At 38.6% G+C, this 19292-nt stretch carries 24 protein-coding genes and 1 pseudogene; 20 read left to right on the top strand and 5 right to left on the bottom strand.

Going from position 1 to position 19292, the window contains the following annotated elements:
- Position 1: 1 nt before the first annotated feature.
- Genes PMAN_RS10130 through PMAN_RS10110 form a run of 5 tightly spaced genes read left to right on the top strand, consistent with a single transcriptional unit; the run spans position 2 to position 4991 of the window.
- Positions 2-1972: a heme lyase CcmF/NrfE family subunit gene (locus PMAN_RS10130; protein ID WP_010557076.1), complete on the top strand. Its 1971-nt coding sequence runs from the start codon at positions 2-4 to the stop codon at positions 1970-1972.
- Positions 1969-2538, top strand: a complete 570-nt coding sequence (locus PMAN_RS10125) for a DsbE family thiol:disulfide interchange protein (RefSeq protein WP_006791390.1) — start codon at positions 1969-1971, stop codon at positions 2536-2538. The genes PMAN_RS10130 and PMAN_RS10125 overlap by 4 nt, the downstream gene beginning before the upstream one ends.
- On the top strand, positions 2538-2999 hold the full coding sequence (locus PMAN_RS10120; protein ID WP_010557077.1) for a cytochrome c-type biogenesis protein: 462 nt from the start codon (positions 2538-2540) through the stop codon (positions 2997-2999). Before PMAN_RS10125 ends, PMAN_RS10120 begins: the two co-directional genes overlap by 1 nt.
- Positions 3000-4250 carry a c-type cytochrome biogenesis protein CcmI gene (ccmI, locus tag PMAN_RS10115; RefSeq protein ID WP_010557078.1) on the top strand — a complete coding sequence of 417 codons (1251 nt, stop codon included), beginning with the start codon at positions 3000-3002 and terminating at the stop codon, positions 4248-4250.
- 9 nt (positions 4251-4259) lie between these two features.
- Positions 4260-4991, top strand: coding sequence for an MlaA family lipoprotein (locus PMAN_RS10110; protein ID WP_008127611.1), 732 nt, complete (start codon positions 4260-4262; stop codon positions 4989-4991).
- A gap of 64 nt (positions 4992-5055) precedes the next feature.
- Here the strand turns inward: PMAN_RS10110 and PMAN_RS10105 are convergent, their stop codons facing one another.
- Entirely contained in the window at positions 5056-6279 is a 1224-nt protein-coding gene (locus PMAN_RS10105; RefSeq protein WP_010557079.1) for an EAL and HDOD domain-containing protein, read from the bottom strand.
- A gap of 332 nt (positions 6280-6611) precedes the next feature.
- On the opposite strand from PMAN_RS10105, the gene putP reads away from it, so the two are divergent.
- The gene (gene putP / locus PMAN_RS10100) at positions 6612-8090 is read left to right on the top strand and encodes a sodium/proline symporter PutP (RefSeq protein WP_010557080.1); all 1479 of its coding nucleotides are present in this window, start codon (positions 6612-6614) and stop codon (positions 8088-8090) included.
- Between the two features lie 72 nt (positions 8091-8162).
- Here putP and PMAN_RS10095 read toward each other — a convergent pair whose 3' ends face one another.
- The gene (locus tag PMAN_RS10095) at positions 8163-8477 is read right to left on the bottom strand and encodes a YebG family protein (RefSeq protein WP_008127619.1); all 315 of its coding nucleotides are present in this window, start codon (positions 8475-8477) and stop codon (positions 8163-8165) included.
- A 317-nt stretch (positions 8478-8794) separates the two neighbouring features.
- Here PMAN_RS10095 and PMAN_RS10090 point away from each other — a divergent pair, with 317 nt between their 5' ends.
- Complete coding sequence (locus tag PMAN_RS10090) at positions 8795-9091, top strand: ComEA family DNA-binding protein (RefSeq protein WP_008127623.1); 297 nt, start codon at positions 8795-8797, stop codon at positions 9089-9091.
- 10 nt (positions 9092-9101) lie between these two features.
- Here the strand turns inward: PMAN_RS10090 and PMAN_RS10085 are convergent, their stop codons facing one another.
- The 3 genes and pseudogenes from PMAN_RS10085 to PMAN_RS19220 form a co-directional block, all read right to left on the bottom strand.
- Positions 9102-9404 (bottom strand): DUF6170 family protein, encoded by a 303-nt coding sequence (locus PMAN_RS10085; RefSeq protein ID WP_010557081.1) that lies wholly within the window; start codon positions 9402-9404, stop codon positions 9102-9104.
- A 5-nt stretch (positions 9405-9409) separates the two neighbouring features.
- Positions 9410-9928, bottom strand: a complete 519-nt coding sequence (gene dsbB, locus PMAN_RS10080; protein ID WP_010557082.1) for a disulfide bond formation protein DsbB — start codon at positions 9926-9928, stop codon at positions 9410-9412.
- A gap of 240 nt (positions 9929-10168) precedes the next feature.
- Positions 10169-11047: pseudogene (locus PMAN_RS19220) on the bottom strand (integron integrase).
- Positions 11048-11366: 319 nt separating this feature from the next.
- Between PMAN_RS19220 and PMAN_RS10070 the strand changes: the two are divergent.
- From PMAN_RS10070 to PMAN_RS10005, 13 genes are all read left to right on the top strand, one after another.
- Positions 11367-11921, top strand: coding sequence for a hypothetical protein (locus PMAN_RS10070; protein ID WP_010557083.1), 555 nt, complete (start codon positions 11367-11369; stop codon positions 11919-11921).
- A gap of 125 nt (positions 11922-12046) precedes the next feature.
- Positions 12047-12424, top strand: coding sequence for a hypothetical protein (locus tag PMAN_RS10065; protein ID WP_010557084.1), 378 nt, complete (start codon positions 12047-12049; stop codon positions 12422-12424).
- A gap of 107 nt (positions 12425-12531) precedes the next feature.
- Positions 12532-13068, top strand: a complete 537-nt coding sequence (locus PMAN_RS10060) for a hypothetical protein (protein ID WP_010557085.1) — start codon at positions 12532-12534, stop codon at positions 13066-13068.
- A gap of 113 nt (positions 13069-13181) precedes the next feature.
- The gene (locus PMAN_RS10055) at positions 13182-13586 is read left to right on the top strand and encodes a hypothetical protein (protein ID WP_010557086.1); all 405 of its coding nucleotides are present in this window, start codon (positions 13182-13184) and stop codon (positions 13584-13586) included.
- A gap of 136 nt (positions 13587-13722) precedes the next feature.
- Complete coding sequence (locus PMAN_RS10050; RefSeq protein ID WP_010557087.1) at positions 13723-14298, top strand: hypothetical protein; 576 nt, start codon at positions 13723-13725, stop codon at positions 14296-14298.
- 238 nt (positions 14299-14536) lie between these two features.
- The gene (locus PMAN_RS10045) at positions 14537-14836 is read left to right on the top strand and encodes a hypothetical protein (protein ID WP_242032463.1); all 300 of its coding nucleotides are present in this window, start codon (positions 14537-14539) and stop codon (positions 14834-14836) included.
- 87 nt (positions 14837-14923) lie between these two features.
- On the top strand, positions 14924-15355 hold the full coding sequence (locus tag PMAN_RS10040; protein WP_010557089.1) for a hypothetical protein: 432 nt from the start codon (positions 14924-14926) through the stop codon (positions 15353-15355).
- A gap of 424 nt (positions 15356-15779) precedes the next feature.
- Entirely contained in the window at positions 15780-16217 is a 438-nt protein-coding gene (locus tag PMAN_RS10030; protein ID WP_198434408.1) for a hypothetical protein, read from the top strand.
- Positions 16177-16653, top strand: coding sequence for a hypothetical protein (locus PMAN_RS10025; protein ID WP_198434407.1), 477 nt, complete (start codon positions 16177-16179; stop codon positions 16651-16653). The genes PMAN_RS10030 and PMAN_RS10025 overlap by 41 nt, the downstream gene beginning before the upstream one ends.
- 90 nt (positions 16654-16743) lie before the next feature.
- On the top strand, positions 16744-16893 hold the full coding sequence (locus PMAN_RS10020) for a hypothetical protein (RefSeq protein ID WP_168371063.1): 150 nt from the start codon (positions 16744-16746) through the stop codon (positions 16891-16893).
- A 102-nt stretch (positions 16894-16995) separates the two neighbouring features.
- On the top strand, positions 16996-17319 hold the full coding sequence (locus PMAN_RS10015; RefSeq protein WP_008128449.1) for a hypothetical protein: 324 nt from the start codon (positions 16996-16998) through the stop codon (positions 17317-17319).
- Between the two features lie 360 nt (positions 17320-17679).
- The gene (gene fadR / locus PMAN_RS10010) at positions 17680-18393 is read left to right on the top strand and encodes a fatty acid metabolism transcriptional regulator FadR (RefSeq protein WP_006793939.1); all 714 of its coding nucleotides are present in this window, start codon (positions 17680-17682) and stop codon (positions 18391-18393) included.
- Between the two features lie 234 nt (positions 18394-18627).
- Complete coding sequence (locus PMAN_RS10005; RefSeq protein ID WP_006793938.1) at positions 18628-19233, top strand: peroxiredoxin; 606 nt, start codon at positions 18628-18630, stop codon at positions 19231-19233.
- Positions 19234-19292 lie beyond the last annotated feature (59 nt).

Genomic DNA, 19292 nt, shown 5'->3' with positions numbered 1-19292 from the left:
TATGATCCCAGAAATTGGTTATTTTTCTTTAACGCTCGCCATGGTGCTGAGCGTTTTATTATGTATTTTTCCACTTTGGGGCGCGCATACCGGTAATCTTCGCTTAATGCGTGCTGCCCCCTCTTTAGCTATTGGTCAGTTTGCGTTTGTATTAATTTCGTTTGCTGCGCTTATTTACGCAAGTTTAACTGACGACTTTACCGTATCTTATGTGGCGTATCATTCGAGTAGCACACTGCCATGGTATTACAAAATAACATCGACCTGGGGCGGCCATGAAGGAGCAATATTGCTTTGGTTAGTTATGCAAGCAGGATGGACTGCCGTCGTTGCTGCTCGCTCAAAGTCATTACCTTGGGTTCTACGTGCCCGTGTTTTAGGCGTGCTTGGTTTTTTAGGTGTTGGTTTCATGATGTATACCTTACTATTATCAAGCCCATTTGAACGTTTACTTCCTTATTTTCCGGTAGAAGGGCGAGATTTGAATCCGCTTTTACAAGACCCCGGAATGATCATTCACCCGCCATTACTTTACATGGGTTATGTTGGGCTATCGGTTGCTTTTTCGTTTGCTATTGCAGCACTGTTAACAGGTAAGCTTGATAACACGTGGGCTAAATGGTCACGTCCGTGGACAATGACCGCGTGGGGCTTTTTAAGCTTAGGTATTACTATTGGCAGTTGGTGGGCTTATGCAGAGCTTGGCTGGGGTGGCTGGTGGTTTTGGGATCCAGTAGAAAACGCGTCCCTTATGCCTTGGCTTGTTGCAACCGCTTTACTTCACTCGCTAAGCGTGACAGAAAAGCGCGGCATTTTTAAATCGTGGACCGTATTACTGGCAATTGCAGCATTTTCGTTAAGCTTGCTGGGAACGTTTATTGTGCGTTCAGGTATTATTGTATCAGTTCATGCGTTTGCAACTGATCCCGACAGAGGCCTGTTTATACTGGCCTTTTTAGGAATAGTTGTTGGCGGTGGTTTGGCGCTTTACGCATTACGCGTATCGCAAGTTCATAGCGAAGGACGCTACAAATTTGTATCGCGCGAAGTGGCATTGTGGCTAAACAATATCTTTTTAGTTGTGGCGACCTTAATTGTATTATTGGGTACTTTATTGCCTATGGTGCACAAAGAAATGGGCTTGGGTAGTATTTCTATAGGTGAACCGTTCTTTAATAAAATGTTTGCAATACTACTTGTGCCATTTGCTATTTTAATGGGCATTGGTCCTTTTTTACGCTGGAAGCAAAACAAATGGGCGTTTTTGCAAAATAAAATTGTTGTAGGTATTTTGGCCAGTGTGGCGATTACTTGTGTATGGTTGTTCTCAGCTTACGACGAAGTGACACCACTTACGCTATTAGCAACAACGCTGGGTGTGTGGGTTGCTGTTTCAACCTTGATTGACATTTACACTAAAGCCGCAGTGCATGGCACATTAAAAGAAGGGTTAAAACGCTTAGGTGTTAGTTATTGGGCAATGGTGCTAGGCCACATTGGTATGGCATTTGTTATTGCGGGTGTTGCGTTAACCTCTGCGTACTCTGTTGAGCGTGATGTATCGATGAAGAAAGGCGATATAGTGCAGCTTAATCAATACAACTATCGCTTTGAAGGTGTTAAAACAATTCGTGGACCTAATTACAGTGGCCATGCTGGTGTTGTTACGGTGCTAAAAAACGATGATGTAGTCACTCGTTTATACGCCGAAAAACGTAAATACGATATTGGCATGCAATTTATGACAGAAGCCGCCATTGATGCTGGCTTCACACGTGATTTATACCTTGCTCTAGGCGAGCAATTAAGCCAAGGGGCTTGGTCTCTGCGCATATACCACAAGCCGTTTGTGCGTTGGTTATGGATTGGTGGTGTATTAATTTCACTTGCAGGGTTTATGATTTTGTTTGATAAACGTTACCGTACATCTGCAAAAACAGCTCGAAAAGCAGCAGCGGAGAGTGTGTTATGAACCGTAAATTGTTAGCCATAGCGCCTCTTTTAGTATTTGCTTTTGTGTGTGTGTTTTTATACCAAGGTTTATTTGCAAACCCACGCGAAATACAAACTGGGCGAATAGGCCATGAAATGCCTGCTTTTACGCTTCCTGATTTAATGCAAGACAACAAGCAATGGACTAACGAAGCGTTAAAAGGCGAGGTATATTTACTAAATGTATGGGGCACTTGGTGCCCAACTTGTTTAGCTGAGCTGGGCTACTTAACAAAGCTGCGAGAGCAAGGCGTTAAAATTATTGGCTTGTATTATGTGCAAGGCTACGACGCCGACTTTGATGGTCCGTTTGACATGCAAGCACTACGTACTGAAGTACAAGATATGCTTGAGCGTGCGGGTAACCCTTATCAGTTTAATATTTTGGATTTACATCGAACGCTGTCGTTAGATTTGGGTGTGTCGGGTGCGCCAGAAACATTTTTAATCGATAAAAACGGCACTATTTTGCTACATCATACCGGTGATATTAATCCGCGAGTATGGCGTTCTAAATTTGCACCTATGATGCAGGAGCTAAAATAATGAAGTGGCTATTGTTTTCACTCAGCCTTTTACTGACTACGAGTGCATTAGGGCAAACTGATCGCTACGTATTTGATACCGACGAGCAAGCGGTTCGTTTTGAAGAGCTTACAAAAGAACTTCGTTGCCCTAAATGTCAAAATCAAAACATTGCTGATTCTGACGCTATTGTTGCCAAAGACCTTCGTGAAAGAGTGGTAGAGCTAGTTAAAGAAGGCAACACAAAAGATGAAGTTATTGACTACATGATTGACCGCTATGGTTACTTTGTTCATTACGACCCACCTGTGACCCCTGCAACACTGGTGCTTTGGGTATTGCCGGTATTAATTGTTATTGTTGGGTTTGGTTTTATTGTCATTCGTCAGCGTAAAGCGTCTGTAAAGCAGACCTGGAGCAACCAAGATGAAGTACTTTTAAATAAGCTAATTGAACAAAATAAACGTCAGGAGCAAAATTAAATGATTTTAATGTGGGCGTGTTTTGCTTTACTCACACTGATTGCACTGGCGTTTGTTATGCTGCCTTTTTTACAAAAAGAGCGTGTTAAAACAATTACTCACAACGCAAATGCCGAGCTTATAAGTATTTACGAACAACGTTTGGTTGATTTAAAGACCGATTTAGATAATCAACGTATAGATGATGCTAACTATTCTGAATCGATAGTTGAACTAAAACGCCGGTTGCTTAATGAGCTTTCACCAGAAAAATCATTAATTAGCAAAGGTAACAACCGTATTTTTGCCCTGACAGGCGGCGCATTTGTTATTGCACTAAGCGGTATTTTTTACAGTTTAACGGGTAGTCAACAGCAAATTTCAGCATGGCACGATGCCATGGATAACCTGACCGAATACGGTGAGCGCGCTGTGATGCAAAAAGGCGAGCAGCTTACTCAAAACGAGCTACAAGCATTTGCACTGGCGTTACGCACCAAGTTAAGCCGTTCAGGCGATGATGAAATGGCATGGATGTTACTTGGTCGTGTTGCTATGTCACTGAATGAGTTTGATATGGCTCAGCAATCATTTGATAAAGCACTGCGCATGAACCCTGATAATAAACAGGTGTTAATAAGTTACAGCCAAATTTTGCTACTTGAAGGCAGCGAAGCGAATATGACGCGTGCAGCGGGTATGTTGTCTAAAGTATTAAACGCAGAACCGACAAACTTAGATGCTATTTCGTTATTAGCGCTCATTGCTTACGAGCGAAAAGACTGGCCTCAAGCTAAAGCCGCCTTTGAAGTATTGCTAGCCAGTATGGAAAAAAATGATTCTCGCTATGGTTTAATATCTCAGCGTATTGCAGATATTGAACTGCAAATGCAAAGCGAAGGCTCGGTAATGCCAGTAACTAAAGCCAACAGCATTGCTGTTACCGTTAATGTTGCCAGTGAGCTTATAAATAAACTGCCTGAAAAGGGGACTTTATTTGTATTTGCAAAAGCGGCAAATGGTTCGCCAATGCCGATTGCTGCTGTAAAACTCACTTCATATTCATTCCCTGTTACAGTTGAGTTAAACGACAGTACTGCCATGGTTGAAGGTATGAACTTATCTAGCGCAGAAGATATTATTATATCGGCGCGTATTTCGCTTGATGACTCTGTTATGCCAAGTTCAGGTGAATTAGAAGGGCATTCTGGCTCATTAAAGCGTGAAAGTGTAAGTGAATACCAACTTAAAATAGATACATTAATACCTTAAGGACGAAAAATGTTAAGACAAAGTTTAGCTTTTTTAAGCTTTTTGATACTGGCCGGTTGTGCGCAAGTACCAGAAAGCAAAGTTGATGAAAGAGATCCACTGCAAAGTATTAACCGTCCGTTGTATGACTTTAATATGGATGTTTTAGACGCTTACATACTTCGCCCAGCAGCGGTTGGTTATGTTGCTGTGACTCCTGTGCCTGTGCGTCAAAGCATTGTTCACTTCACTGATAACCTAACGGCACCGGTTGATATGGTAAATGCGGGGCTACAGGGTAAACCGGGTAATGCAAGTGTTAGCCTTGCGCGCTTTTTAGTGAATTCTACCGTGGGCATTTTTGGTATTTTTGATGTAGCTAGCTCGCTTGGCTTAAATCGAGTAGATGAAGATTTTGGCCAAACAATGGGTGTGTGGGGCATTGGTGATGGTGCATACTTAATGCTACCTGCAATGGGGCCTACTACAGCAAGAAACTTAACCGGTGACGTAGTAGACAACTTTGTTCTGCCTGAAATTGCCTTAACTACGCCACAAACGGTGCTAGTATTTGCGTTAAAAGCGGTAGAAGCGCGTGCTTCATTAATGGCGCAAGAAGGCCTTTTAAATGATTCACTTGACCCGTATTTATTTGTAAAAGATATTTATTTTCAGCGTCAGTTATTCGAACTTTACGATGGCAACCCGCCAATTAAAGAAGAGCCTGCCGACTTTGATGAAGATTTTTTAGAAAGTTTATAAGCCAAATCAAAATAAAAACGCCAGCTTAATGCTGGCGTTTTTATAGAATAATGCTTGGCAAGTATTAGGTATTAACCATCAAGCTCATTTGCTCGTTCACCCAACTAAGTGCCTCGTGATACGCATCAGGTACTTTATCGGCAATATTAAGTGCTGTTGAAATGTCGTTTGCTTGTGACCAATCAGCCTTTTCGTAATGTTTAACAAGGTTCAAGTATTGCGCTAATAACCCCTCGTTATCTAACAGAGCTGCCTTAATATCGTTAGATAAAGGAAGCTTTTGCATCACGCTTTGCATACTTTCATCTAAAATAGCATCCATTAACGACATCATACCGGTTAAAAATGCCATGCCGGTGTCTTTCATTTGGCCATGTGAAATAGCTAACAGTTCACAAAAGCGAGCGCGTGTAAGTGATAGCCTAATTAACTCTACCGGTTTATCAGCCGATACTTGTGCAGCAAATAACAAAGAGAGAAGTTTTTTGATCTCTTGGGCACCTAAAACAATAAGTGCTTGTTTTATAGTGCTTATTTCAGCTCGTCGTGCAAAGGCTGCTGAGTTTGAGTATCTAAGTAGTTTGTAAGACAGGTTTACGTCGCGCTCAAATACATCGGTGATTTTTTTTAGGTCCATCTCTACGCTTGACGTTTGGTAAAGTAATTCTGCAAGTGCCATTTCTGATGGTGGTAACGCTTTACTTTGCACCATTTCTGGTTTTGAAAAGAAAAACCCTTGAAAATAATCAAAGCCAAGCTCTAACGCTAAGCTATATGCTTCGTAGGTTTCTACTTTTTCAGCTAAAAGCTTTATATGAGGGTGCGCCTTTAGCTCTTTTATAATAGTTTTTATTGTTGCTAAATCACACGTTAAAAAGTCGATTTTAATAATATCGATAAACGGATAAAAGTGGCGCCATACCGGCTGGTGAATGTAATCATCGAGCGCGATGGTGTAGCCTTTGTCTTTGAGATTTTTAACAATCGCAAGTAAACGTTTACCCGGTTGAATTGTCTCAAGTATTTCTACAACAATGGTGTCTTTACCTAACAGGGTAGGGTAACCCTTAAGTAAGGTTTCTAGTGTAAAGTTAATATAAGCCGGTTTGTTATCGGTTAAGTCTTCTAAACCAAAGTTAAACTGACTGCCTTCAATTAAGCGTGTAGTTGCTTCGTCACCATCTATATTGGGAAATACATTATCTACGCCATCACGAAATAAAAGCTCATAACCGATAAGCTCTTTATCACGATTTAAAATAGGTTGGCGCGCAGCATAAAAATACATAAAAAAATCCGTGTCAGTCGAGTCAGTCGCTATTGTAATAATATATTAGAAAACATACAAAATAGCATGCTGTATATTTTACTAAATAATAAAATATCATTATTAAATAAAAGCGTTTGGCTATTTTTTTGCGTGTAAAAAAGTTTTTTTAGCAATTGTTTTCAACATGATTATTTTTAAACTAAGAAAATACAACAAATAGAGATTTTTGTTACAAGCATGATATAGTCCGAAGGAATGCTTTTATCCTAATAGTGACTTTATTATAAAATTTTAAGAGTCAATATTCGGATCAAAAGCCTGCTACTTTTAATTGTTTTATGGAGGCGAATTTGGAAACAGGAATGATTATTTCATTGTCACTATACTTTGTTGTTATGTTAGGTATTGGTTTATATGCCTATAAGCAGTCAACAAGTGATGTTTCTGGTTATATGCTGGGTGGTAGAAACTTGTCGCCAAGTGTTGCAGCACTTTCAGCGGGTGCTTCAGATATGAGTGGCTGGATTTTAATGGGGTTACCTGGCGCCATGTTTGTTACTGGCTTAAGTAGCACGTGGATTGCATTTGGCTTAATTGCCGGTGCATGGTTAAACTACTTTTTAGTCGCGCCGCGTTTAAGGGTTTACACTGAAAAAGCGAATGACTCTATTACCATCCCTGATTACTTTTCTAACCGATTTAACGATAAATCAAATTTACTCCGTGTTGTGTCGGCTGTTGTAATTATTGTGTTCTTCACACTGTATACCTCTTCAGGTGTTGTTGCCGGTGGTAAACTATTTGAAAGCTCATTTGGCTTAAGCTACGAAATGGGGCTATACATCACAACGGGTGTTGTTGTTTTGTATACACTCTTTGGCGGCTTTTTAGCGGTTAGCTTAACTGACTTCGTGCAAGGCTGTATTATGTTTATAGCACTTATTTTAGTACCCGCTGTAGCTTACTCTTTATTAGAGCAACCACTGCAGTCAACCCTAAACAGTGTTAATCCAGACATGCTAAGTTGGATAGGCGCAGGGTCTGCGCTAGGTATTATTTCAGCAATGGCGTGGGGCTTGGGTTACTTTGGTCAACCACATATCATTGTTCGCTTTATGTCGGTGCGCAGTGTTAAAGATATGCCAACAGCACGTCGTATTGGTATGTCTTGGATGATTGTCGCTGCAATTGGTGCAGTAGGTACGGGTATTTTTGGTGCAGCATACACTTATGAAAATAATATAGTTGTGGATGATCCTGAAACTATATTCTTGATCCTGTCAGAGCTGTTGTTTCATCCACTTATTGCTGGCTTTTTACTTGCGGCAATATTAGCTGCAATAATGAGTACAATTTCGTCTCAGCTATTAGTAAGCTCAAGCTCACTAACTGAAGATTTTTACAAAACATTTTTACGTAAAGAAGCCAGTGACGCAGAGCTTGTATTAGTAGGGCGCATTAGTGTGTCTATTGTTGCAATACTTGCTATTTACCTCGCATACGATAGAGACAGCTCTATTTTAGACTTAGTGAGTAATGCATGGGCAGGCTTTGGTGCTGCATTTGGACCGCTTGTATTGTTTAGCCTTTACTGGAAACGTATGAACTTTGCGGGTGCGCTTTCAGGTATGGTTGTGGGTGCAGTTACTGTTTTACTATGGATTTACGGCCCATTCACAATCAACGGTGAAAGTTTAAGTAGCGTAATGTACGAAATTGTCCCAGGCTTTATACTTGCAAGTATTGCTATTGTAGTTGTAAGTTTAGCAACCAATGAGCCTAACTCAGATATAACAACGTTATTTGATGAAGTTGAAAAAGAGCTTTAATTAATATTCGTTTTTTATAAAAGCTATAAAAAAGGGAGCAACTAAGTTGCTCCCTTTTTATTTGCAAAATGTTTAGCTTGCTTGTTTAGCGTTGTTATCGTCAATAGATGCAACGTTATCTGATTTTTTATTTTTACTTGCCGCTTTAGTCGTAGGCTCTTTAGCACCTTTAAGTACCGACATAAAGTCGTCTTTACTTTTTGCTATTTCTAACGCAAGCGATTCTATTTGTTGCTCACTCAATGGCACGTCTACTTTTTCTAGCATCAGCTCAAGTGATTCTGCTATGTCTAGCATTTTGTCATAGGCATCAGCTTCTTTCTTAGTAGTAAACGTCATACGCTCGACTCCGTTTCGTTCTACAACATATTTAACAACAACAGCCATGATTTCTCCTGCAAACTTGCTTGGCACTGTGGTTTATAAAAAACCATAAGATTACTGTTTTTATATACAGTAAAGGTTTGCAAGTAAATATGCAAGCGCAGAGTTGTAATTTTTAAGTGTCTTAAATTTGACAAAAAACGGTAACTTAACTTTATTTAATATATCACTTGGTTGTACCAGCTGCATTTTAAGGATTTCGGATAAAAGTGATAATGCATTTAGGTACTTCCAAAGTGGCTAGCCTCGCGTTTGTCATTTATGGTCTTCCCTAATAATTAAAATAAATATGTTCTAAAATGGACAATAAGGACGAATAAATGAAAATATTTAAACTTTTACTTATAGCAAGTTTGCTAAGTATCCTACCCATTACTACCTCTTACGCGCAATTACCTGAAGTGAGCAAATCTATGGCTCCCATCGAAGCGGTAAGTATTAATGATGCAGATGCAAAAATGTTGGCTAAACTTCCTGGAATTGGTAAAAAGAAAGCACAAGCAATAGTAAATTACCGAGATGAAAATGGTTCATTTACAAGCCTTGAGGACTTGGCCAAAGTGAAGGGGATTGGCAAAAAAGTAATGGGTAAGTTAGAAGGAAAAGTTAAACTTTAGCAAAAGGGCGCTAAGCGCCCTTTTCATGTTGTTGTAGTGCTTCGTCTAAGTTTTTTCTGGCAAAATTTATATCGACCGGAGCGGTTAATAACGGATAAAAAAGCCCTCCGAGTATTAAAAAGGGAATGATTATCCAACCTTCAAAAAGTGTAAATATTAAAAACAACGGGCTTAATAGTAATATCTTTATAATACGCAGTAATACACGGTCGGTAGGTGACAGCATTGATAAAGAACGTGCTATAACAAGCTGTCTCTCGCGTATTTTTAAATGTTGCAACTGTTTAAGTTGGCTAGAAAAAAAGGTAAACATAATTATTAAACCGTTCTTTTTAGTATTAAGCGACTACCTAATACAATAAAAAATGTTAGAGCGAATAGCCCAAAAATAATTTCCATCCAAGCCGGCATACTGAGCGATAAAAACTCCCAATCTATGTTACCGCAATCGCCAGTGGCTTCAAAAAAGCTCGGTATCCATTCATGCAGCGGCATAAACGATGGAAAGTTAGGCTCAAACTCGCAGCTAAACGCAAACGGATCTGTTGTCGTTTGCATATCTATGTGCTCACGGGCAATTAAATACCCCCAAATGCTCGATACTCCCCAAGCAATGTAAGCAACTATACGCACTATTTTACTTTGTGGATTAATTGACCCAACAATACCCGCGCCAAGTAATCCTAACACCGCGGTACGTTGATAAATACACATAATGCAGGGCGCTAACCCCATTTTATATTGAAAAAACAATGCGGTTACTTCTAGCATAAAAACAATCGCAGTGAATAAAAGCCAAGGTGTTCGTTGAGTCGGTAAATGCGCAAGCCAGTTCATAAAAAGTCCGCTAATAAATAAGGCGTTAGATTATGACGCACGAAAAAGTACGCGGCAACAAAAAGAGGTATATAAAAAGTTTTATTGTTACCCTGCAAAAAATGTCCCTGCACTTTAAAAGGCTATATTGAAATACTTTGTGATATGTTTTTATGCATATTGTGGTTTTGATGGATTTACATTCTTGCTACTGGAAAATATGTGTTTTGTCCATTTGTTTGCCTCATGGCGGGTTTTACGCTAGAAAATTTTGCTTAATGGGCTAACAACACCGTTTGCCCCTTGCTGTAAAACATGAGTGTAAATCTGCGTGGTTTTAACATCTGTATGACCTAACTGAGCTTGCACCGTTCTTATATCTGCTCCACTTTGTAATAAGTGTGTTGCAAAAGAATGACGAAAGGTATGAGGCGTCACAATCTTTGTAATATTGGTTTGCTTTAATGCCTTTTTAACCGCTTTCCTAACACATGTAGGATGGAAGTGATGACGCCGTATCTCGCCAGTTTCAGGATCACTACTTAATTTATAGGAAGGAAATCAGTATTGCCACGCGAGTGATTTGTTAGCTGACGGATATTTACGGGCTAAAGCGTTTGGCATCCATACGCCTGCATATTGTTCGTTTTGTAAATCTAATTGCAAATATTCTTCAACTTGCATTATTTGATTTCTAAGTAACGGGAGTAACTCAGTTGCAAGGGTAACGATACGATGCTTATTGCCTTTCCCGTTCCAAATTTGAATACATTTATAATCAAAATCAACGTCTTTTACTCGCAGTTACACAGCTTCCATCACAACAGGTAATTTGGGTTGTCGTTTACTTCGTACAAAGTTCAAGTTTAACGAAAGTTCATTTTTGACAATATGTTTATATAAAAAAGCTAGCGCATTTAAAGCTGCACTTTGTGTTTTAGCTGACATGTTACGTTTTAATACAATATGGTCCAAAAACGCTTCGACTTCTGAATTTCCCATTGAGCTTGGGTGGCGTTTGTTGTGAAAGTGAATAAATTTTGTGATCCAACTCAAATAAGCATTAATAGTTCTTAGTGAATACTGTCGAGTGAGCATATAGTCCGCAATGTAATTTAAATACGCAGAACGAGTTTTCATTTTCAATCCATCGAATTGGGACTGTATGTATATACAGTTATAGCTCAGTCGCTCGCATAGTCAAGAAAACGACCCAGTCGCTCGTTTTCTTCTCAGTATAAAACGACCCAGTCGCTCGTTTTCTTCTCAGTATAAAACGACCCAGTCGCTCGTTTTATACTGAGAAGAAAACGCGCATGTATGAATTTTAATAACACTGGCAATTAGTTGGCAAGTTTGTTAAAAATAAACCAATAAGAAAACGAGCTACGCTATGGTAGAAATACGCGCGATTAGCTCGCTATAAACATGTTATGTAAATCAATCAAGATAGGTGTAAATGATTAAATATATTCTCGGGCTTCTAACAGGTTTTTGTCTAACAGTCTGGTATCTAGTCTTCGATTTAAAATTTGATTTTGACCATACATTTACTCTTAATCTGATAATTGCAGCTGCAACAATTACAGCTACTGCTATTCACTTCGACTCGGTTAGAAAGCAAAGGAAAGATCGAGTTTGGGAAATAAATAAAGAAAGTCTAATACAGCTATCTAAATCGTTAGCTGACGCAATCGAAGTTTCATCTAAATTATCCGATAGAGAATTTAATCGCATGAACAATATTCCAGATGAAACGTGTACTGAGGGTTCAGCTGAAATAAATCAACAATTCCAAAAGACAATTTCCGACTCATTAAATGTATACAAGCCCCTTCTAAACGCCGAATTAATTTCTGCTATTGAAAAATATCAACAAGCAGAAAAAAATATTGAGTATGCTTTTGAGCACGACAAATTTAATGTTTTTGAAGCTTACGATAACCAGTGGGGAGCTCAAAAAGAGCTTCAAAAAGTAGTAAGCCGTTTTATTAAAGAAGTTGCTGGTATTTAATTTAATAACAAACGCATTAACGCATGGACTAATAAAGCTTGGCTTGGTTCGTGCCTCACCAATTGTAGCCAAGCTTTATTAGCCCGTTATGCGGGCGTTAGGTAACAAATCAGGTGTATAGACTCATGGATAGAGTAGTAATTTTCGTTTTGTGTTTCTGCCTATTTATAGGTGGTGCAACTCACATATTTGATAATTTATATTATGGATTCTTGCCTTATAAATTTGCTCCTGAATGGGTTAATATTTATTGGACAGCGTTGGCTGTTATAGATATTGTGGCTGTTTACTTGTTAATTAAATGGCGTAACGCTGGTTTGGTGTTAACACTGGTTATAATGCTTAGCGACGTAGCAATTAATTCTGTTGCTTTTTATTTATTAAACGTTCTTTCGGATAGTTCTGCTTTACAACTTCAAACATTATTTCTAGGTTTCTGTATTGGTTCTTCTATTTGGTTATGGCAGTCGAAAAGTAAGGCTAACGTGGTAAATGTTACCTAACAAACAATTAAACAAGGACAAAAACAGTTGGTTTTGCTCCTTCGTCGCTTATTTTAACCAACTATTTTTTGCCTGTTAATTGGGCGTTATCTAGCAAGGAGTGTTACGTGAATCGGATTCTTATTTCTCTCGCGTTGTTTTTTATTTCCATTTCCACCGGTGCAGATGAGTATTCTTTTGCCGATGCCTCTATTAAAATCCCAGCTGGTTTTGAAGGTCCATTTGAACAAAGTATGGGACCAGGAACTTCAGCAATAGCTTTTCGACATTTACATGGAGATGGAAACGATGCGACCTTGTTGCAAATAACAATTTGGAATCCTGGTAAGCCTTTTCCTGAAATGAGTGATGATGAACTTAAAGAAGGTGCAGCTCAGTACCTCGCTCAATTTTTATCTGGTGTTGCTCGAAAAAGAAATAACTTTAAACAAGGCGACGTCGAATTTATAACAATATCTGACGTACCTGTGGCTAAAGTCGATTGGAGTGGTGATTTAGGCTTAAAAAAAGCACACGGTGTAATGTACTGTTATATATTTAATTCAAAAATAGTTAGCTTGCACACTCAAGATTTGGTTGAGTTTAATGAGCTTTATTTGGAGCAAGCAGTAAAAGCTTTCGAAACTATTAAATTAGCTAGATAACAAGGCAATTAAGAGCGGACCTCTAACGGTTGGTTGTGTTTCGTTCCTCAACAATTATAACCAACCATTATCTGGCCGCTTATTGTGGCGTTAGCTCTCAAAGGATTGTTCAAGTGTTGAAGATTTTTTTACTCGTGTTCGTTCTGGTAGCGATAGCTTATTTCATCTATCCAAAGTCACCCGAGGCTCGGGAATGGCTTATATCAAATAACAACAAGCACGCTCTTGCAGGAAATAGATTTGCTAGTACGCAAGACGCTATTAGGTTTGTAGAAAACCTGTATAGCATTGGAGCAGTTAAAGTGACTATTCCCAAGAGTGCAATCTATGACAGTAACAACCGAATCCAACAAGAAGGTGGACCTTACGCAGACGCTTTGGAAATATCTTTACCTACTACGCAAAACGAAAGGGAAGCAATATTGAATATTGCAAATAAAGAAGCTACTAACCAAGGCATGGTCTTTAATCCAGAAAGTGATGTCATAAACAATAAGTTGCTACTATGGTGGGATTAATCAGAAAGCGAGCTAACAAAAAAATTAAGTCACTCACTACGTTCGCTGGGACGCATACATGCGGGACGGCTTCGCCATTATGCCCCACATGCCTGCGCCCCTTATTTAGAAGTTATACACCTAAGGAAAGTTTGGCATGAAGCTGATCATTATTTCACTAATCACTTTGTTTTTACTCGGCTGTGCTGCGGCAGGAGTTCCATATACAAGCGATCCTATGACTAAACTAAATTACGCATATCAACTAATGGGAACGCATGGGCGAGGTTTAGCGGCTGAAAAGCTTGGATTAGAGGCGCTCGCTGATCTTGAAAAATCAAAAAATATTTATGGTGTGGCTGAAGCTCATACTTTCTTAGGGTTGTTTTATAAAAATAGAAGCTACCGCGAACACAAAGACTTTTATATAAAACACAATGAATATGATCCTACGGCATCTAAATCAATTAAACACTTTGAGTTAGCCGCTAAAGCATTTGAAGAGGATGGAGATTATTGGGGTGTTTCAAAAGCTTTATTTTCTATGGGCAATGCCTACGTTACAGATAATGGTTATGTAAATGGTTGTATAAAATATAAAGAGTCATTGTCTATATACAATAGCGATAAAAATGTATTCATAGGTCGTACTCATCCACACAATCCAGCATATAAATCGTTTGATGCAATGATTGAGGCTTTCATTGCAAAACATTGTGAAAGCGGTGTATAACAAGAAAATTAAGCGGGACTGCTAACAGTTGGCTCGGTTTCGCTTCGCTTCACATTTTAGCCAACAGTTAATCAGCCCCTTATTTGGGCGTTAGGGCTCAAGGGAGAATTTGGTGTATCGTTTAGCGTTTTTTATTTCTTTTATACTGTTTAGTGCTAACACCCTTGCTTGCAGTTGTGCAGAACAACCACCTTCTGTGCATTTCAGTAACGCTAGTAATGTGCTAAATGGGCGTATTATGAAGTTGGAGATTTTATTTGATAAAGAGAATAGACCTTATCAAAAAATCACTTTAGACAATAAAAGTATGCTTAAGGGCAATTACACAAAAGTCATATATTCCGCAATGGACGTTAATGCATGTCACGGAATGTCTTTTTCATTGGGGAAAGAGTATGTTGCTTTTACAGACGACTCTAATTGGATAACGGGTTATTGTGGTGGTACTCAATTAATTTGGGCTAACCTCGATTTTAGTAAAGAGTTCTTAAAATCTATTCGAGCATTAAGCCCTAACAAGCAAATCAACAAGGACTAAAAACAGCGGGCTGTTCGCTTCGCTCCATTTTAGCCCACTATTTTTAGCCTGTTATTTGGGCGTTAGGTATTTAGTTCAAGGATCGGCATGTATCTTAAATCTAGTCTAATCATTACCACTATAATGCTCCTTATTTCATGCGGAGATGCTTCAAAAAATGAAGCAATCGATGAGGCTTATGGAACATTAAGAATTCCAGTTTTAGCCGAATGTCCAGTAAACTTAAAAGAACTAGAAATCCCTCAAATTAATAGGGTTGAGCTTGTAAGGTTTGATATGAATATTTCTGGAAGTAATGTTAATTCATATCTCCATATAGAGCACACGGGATTACCTTCTGCTGCTTTAACTAAAGTGCACATTAACTTAAAAAGTTGTCTTCCAAATACACTTGTTAAATACGACAACTCAGAGATGCTAGCTCAAGACTTAGATAATTATAAATCAGTGTCATTAACTAATTCTGTTTATATAAAGGCAGACAAGGGTAAATTTGAGGTCCGTTATCAAAAAAGGTAACTTGTTCAAGTAAATACTTAACAAGTGGTTTAAGAAGGTCTCGTAATAGCTTGCTCGAGCCTTCGGCAAACATTTTAGCAAGCTAAACTAGCCTCTTAACCAGGCGTTATATGGATCACAGGATAGAAGTATATGGATATATTTGAGTATAAAGTAGAAAAAGTTGGTGGTCTTCTTACATTTCGCTCCACCAAATTTGTTAGGTTACAAACTCGCTGCACAGAACTAGGAAAACAAGGCTGGGAATTAGTTAGTGTAAATTATGATTGGTTTACAGTCACGTATACAATGTTTTTTAAGCGGATACGCCCTAATAAAACCATATAACAAGTACTTCAAACGGAAAAAATACAGTTGGCTGTTTTCACTCCGTTCAACATTGTAGCCAACAATATTTTTCCGCTTAAGCGGGCGTTAGGTGCCAATGAAGATCGTATTACTAACTTTGCTTCTGCTTTTTTCATTTAGAGTCTCTGCTGTGGAACCTTGTGAACCAGTCCCAGAGGGCAAGCAAAGACGAGATGGTGTTTGTTCATATGAAGATGCTGCATTTAGAGCTCGTCAGGTTTTTAGCTACATATTATCTTTAAAAAAATACTGTGATAGCGCAACCCAAGAAGAAATAAATGAGTGGTACTTAAGTAACAAACAGCTCATCGATAAAGCAGTTATCATCAGCAAGCAGCCATTAGAAGAAATAGTAAAAAATACAGACGCGGCATTATGGCAATCTGAGAGCAGCATCAGAGTTAAAGAGTCTTGCTCATATGCTAAACGTAAAATACATAATACATCACCTTCGCTATTTGGTGGTCGAGTAGGTGAGTATTTGGATTCTTACGCACCTAACAAAGCAAATTAAAAAGTACGGACAAAAAACAGTTGGCTTTGTTCGTGCCTCTCAAATTATAGCCAGCTATTTTTTGCCGTTTATTTGCGGCGTTAGCTTACATGGAGAGTTCAGATTGAGTCGTACCAAAAAAGTAAAAGTTACAGTTGAATGCCCAGAGATAATTCCTCTTCATTCCATAGCTGCAAACCAATTAAGAATGGCAGAGGAAGAGCAAGCTGGTCATAAATTTAGATGGATAATACCATCGATGATCTTTTCAGTTTTCTCTGTAGAGGCTATGGCAAATGTATATGGTTCTCAGTTGTTTAAAAACCAATGGAAAAACTTTGAATCTACATCGATCATTGGAAAAATCATATTGGTTTCTAAAGAGCTAGGTATAGACGCTGATTTTTCTGCTCAGCCTTGGCAGACAATACAAGAAATGATTAAATTCCGAAATTAGTTAGCTCATGCTAAGCCCCATAAAACGACAGCAACTCATGAGGTGCCGTATGATACTCCAAATGAGCAACTTCCTAGGTTATTTCCAGACATGAAAATAACGACCTATTCAGACTTTGAAAGTGCTAATAGGTTTGCTGATGCTGTTCGACAATTAGAGTTAAGATGGACACATGGCGCAATGACTAAGAATATAGACATTGACTTAGTTGGTATGCCCCAATATACAAATGTAAGCTAACGCTAATTAATAAGGACAAAAAACAGTTGGCTGTTTTCGTTCCTCAACATTTTAGCCAACAATTTTTTGCCCATTATTAGGGCGTTATATGCAAAGGAAATTATGCAGCAAACTCACAGCCATCCATTATCAATTCCATTATTAGCTTTGGCGTTTTTACCTGCTATCGCGATAGTAGCGTGGCCAGTTTCGTTGTTCATGTCAGTTTTTATTTTCGATGCCCCCGATTCAGATAAAGTTGTAGCAAATTGGATTATTGTAGCGGTAATGCTTACTTACCCAGTGCCTAGTTATTTAGGCTTTAAAAAGGCAAAACATGGTCATGAAGCCGCAGATCTAAAAGAGTGTTTCAAAGGCTTTTTGTTAGCTTATAGTTTTCTTTTAATTTTTTACGTTGCATCATGGTTCACACCATTTTTCAACTAGTTGCGGAGTATTTTGCATATAAAAAGTGAATGGAGTCAAATCTTGACTTCAGACATTAAAAATCTTCAATGTCTACAATTGGCTGTTAGTTCAGCCACTAAATTAATTCTCGTTGTTTGCACATTTCTTCCATGTTTAACCTGATCGTAATTTGATATTTTCAATGAATTTGTTTTATTAAAAGCGATTTTTGTTCCTTTTAAATGGCCAGTCGCTCTTGCCGTTCAGTAACTTTACCTTGATGTGTATGTTCAATTTAACAATATATCTTACTTTACTTGTTAGTTGAGTTTCGTCTGGTACAATCAGTCAGTTATTCGCGTAAGCGAAACGTTGTAGATTAATTCGAGTGGGAATTGGATGAGAATTTTTAAAGCGAAAAGCCCAGCAGGATTTGCTGAAGAATACATAGTTGAGTCTATTTGGAATGGCGATTTCCCTCCAGGTTCAATTCTACCAGCTGAGAGAGAGCTCTCTGAGTTAATTGGCGTAACAAGAACCACATTACGCGAAGTGTTACAGCGTTTAGCGCGAGACGGCTGGCTAACTATTCAGCACGGCAAACCAACAAAGGTTAATAACTTTTGGGAAACGTCGGGCTTAAATATATTAGAAACGTTAGCACGTTTAGATGAAGATAAAATGCCTGAGCTGACAGATCAGCTATTGTCTGCACGAACAAATATAAGTGCTATTTATACCCGTGCTGCAATTAAGCTTAACCCTGAGCGTGTTATTGAAATTTTATCATTAAGTCACGAACTTGAAGATACGGCACAAGCATTTGCTGATTATGACTATAAAGTGCATCATGAATTGGCCGTTGCAGGTAATAACCGAATTTATGTTTTAATTTTAAACGGTTTTAGAGGGTTCTATTCTAAAATCGGTTGTCATTACTTTTCAGATCCGGGTACCCGCGAGCTTGCCCGCCAGTTTTATAAAGATTTAACTGTATTAGCGCAAAATAATGAACACGACGGTGCAATTTCGATGATGCGTAAATATGGTCATCAAACCGGTGAAATTTGGCAGAAAATTCGTGGCGATATGCCGTCGGATATAATGGACTAAACATTTTAAAAAAACCTGCATATGCAGGTTTTTTTGTATTTGCGGTGTTTTAATTTACTGTTCGGTATTTTCGATTGCCCACATCGGTAAATACGATTATCTTTTTTAAAAGTTTATATCTAATATACAAAACAATTATGTGCAGGCGCTATTGGTTTTTAACTTTTAGCGCCCATATATGTACCAGCATTGCGAAAGCAATTGAAAACAAACTCAAAATATTTGGAGAATAAAATGGGTGTATTAGTAGGCCGCCAGGCACCAGACTTTACCGCTGCAGCAGTTTTAGGTAATGGTGAAATTGTAGATAGCTACAATCTACACGAAACAATTAAAGGTAAAAAAGCTGTAATCTTCTTTTACCCATTAGATTTCACGTTTGTATGTCCTTCTGAACTTATTGCATTTGATAAGCGTTTTGAAGAGTTTAAAAAGCGTGGCGTTGAAGTAATTGGTGTTTCTATCGATTCTCAGTTTTCTCATAATGCATGGCGTAACACGCCTGTAGCTGATGGCGGTATTGGTAAAGTACAATACGCACTAGTTGCAGACGTTAAACACGAAATTTGTAAAGCATACGACGTTGAACATCCTGAAGCGGGTGTTGCATTTCGTGGTTCGTTCTTAATCGACGAAGAAGGTAACGTACGTCATCAAGTAGTTAACGATTTACCACTAGGTCGTAACATTGACGAAATGATCCGTATGGTTGATGCACTAGCGTTCCACAGTGAGAACGGTGAAGTTTGTCCTGCTGGTTGGACTGAAGGTAAAAAAGGTATGGATGCAAGCCCTGAAGGTGTTGCAAAGTTCCTTTCTGAAAACGAAGGCGAGCTATAATTTAGCCCTTTTGTTTAAATAAAAAAAACCGCCAGTTGGCGGTTTTTTTGTTTGTGTAG

Origin of the sequence: Pseudoalteromonas marina (genome assembly GCF_000238335.3) — a bacterium.
In the GTDB taxonomy this organism is placed as follows: Bacteria; Pseudomonadota; Gammaproteobacteria; order Enterobacterales; family Alteromonadaceae; genus Pseudoalteromonas; species Pseudoalteromonas marina.
This window is presented reverse-complemented; position numbering and strand designations above follow the sequence as displayed.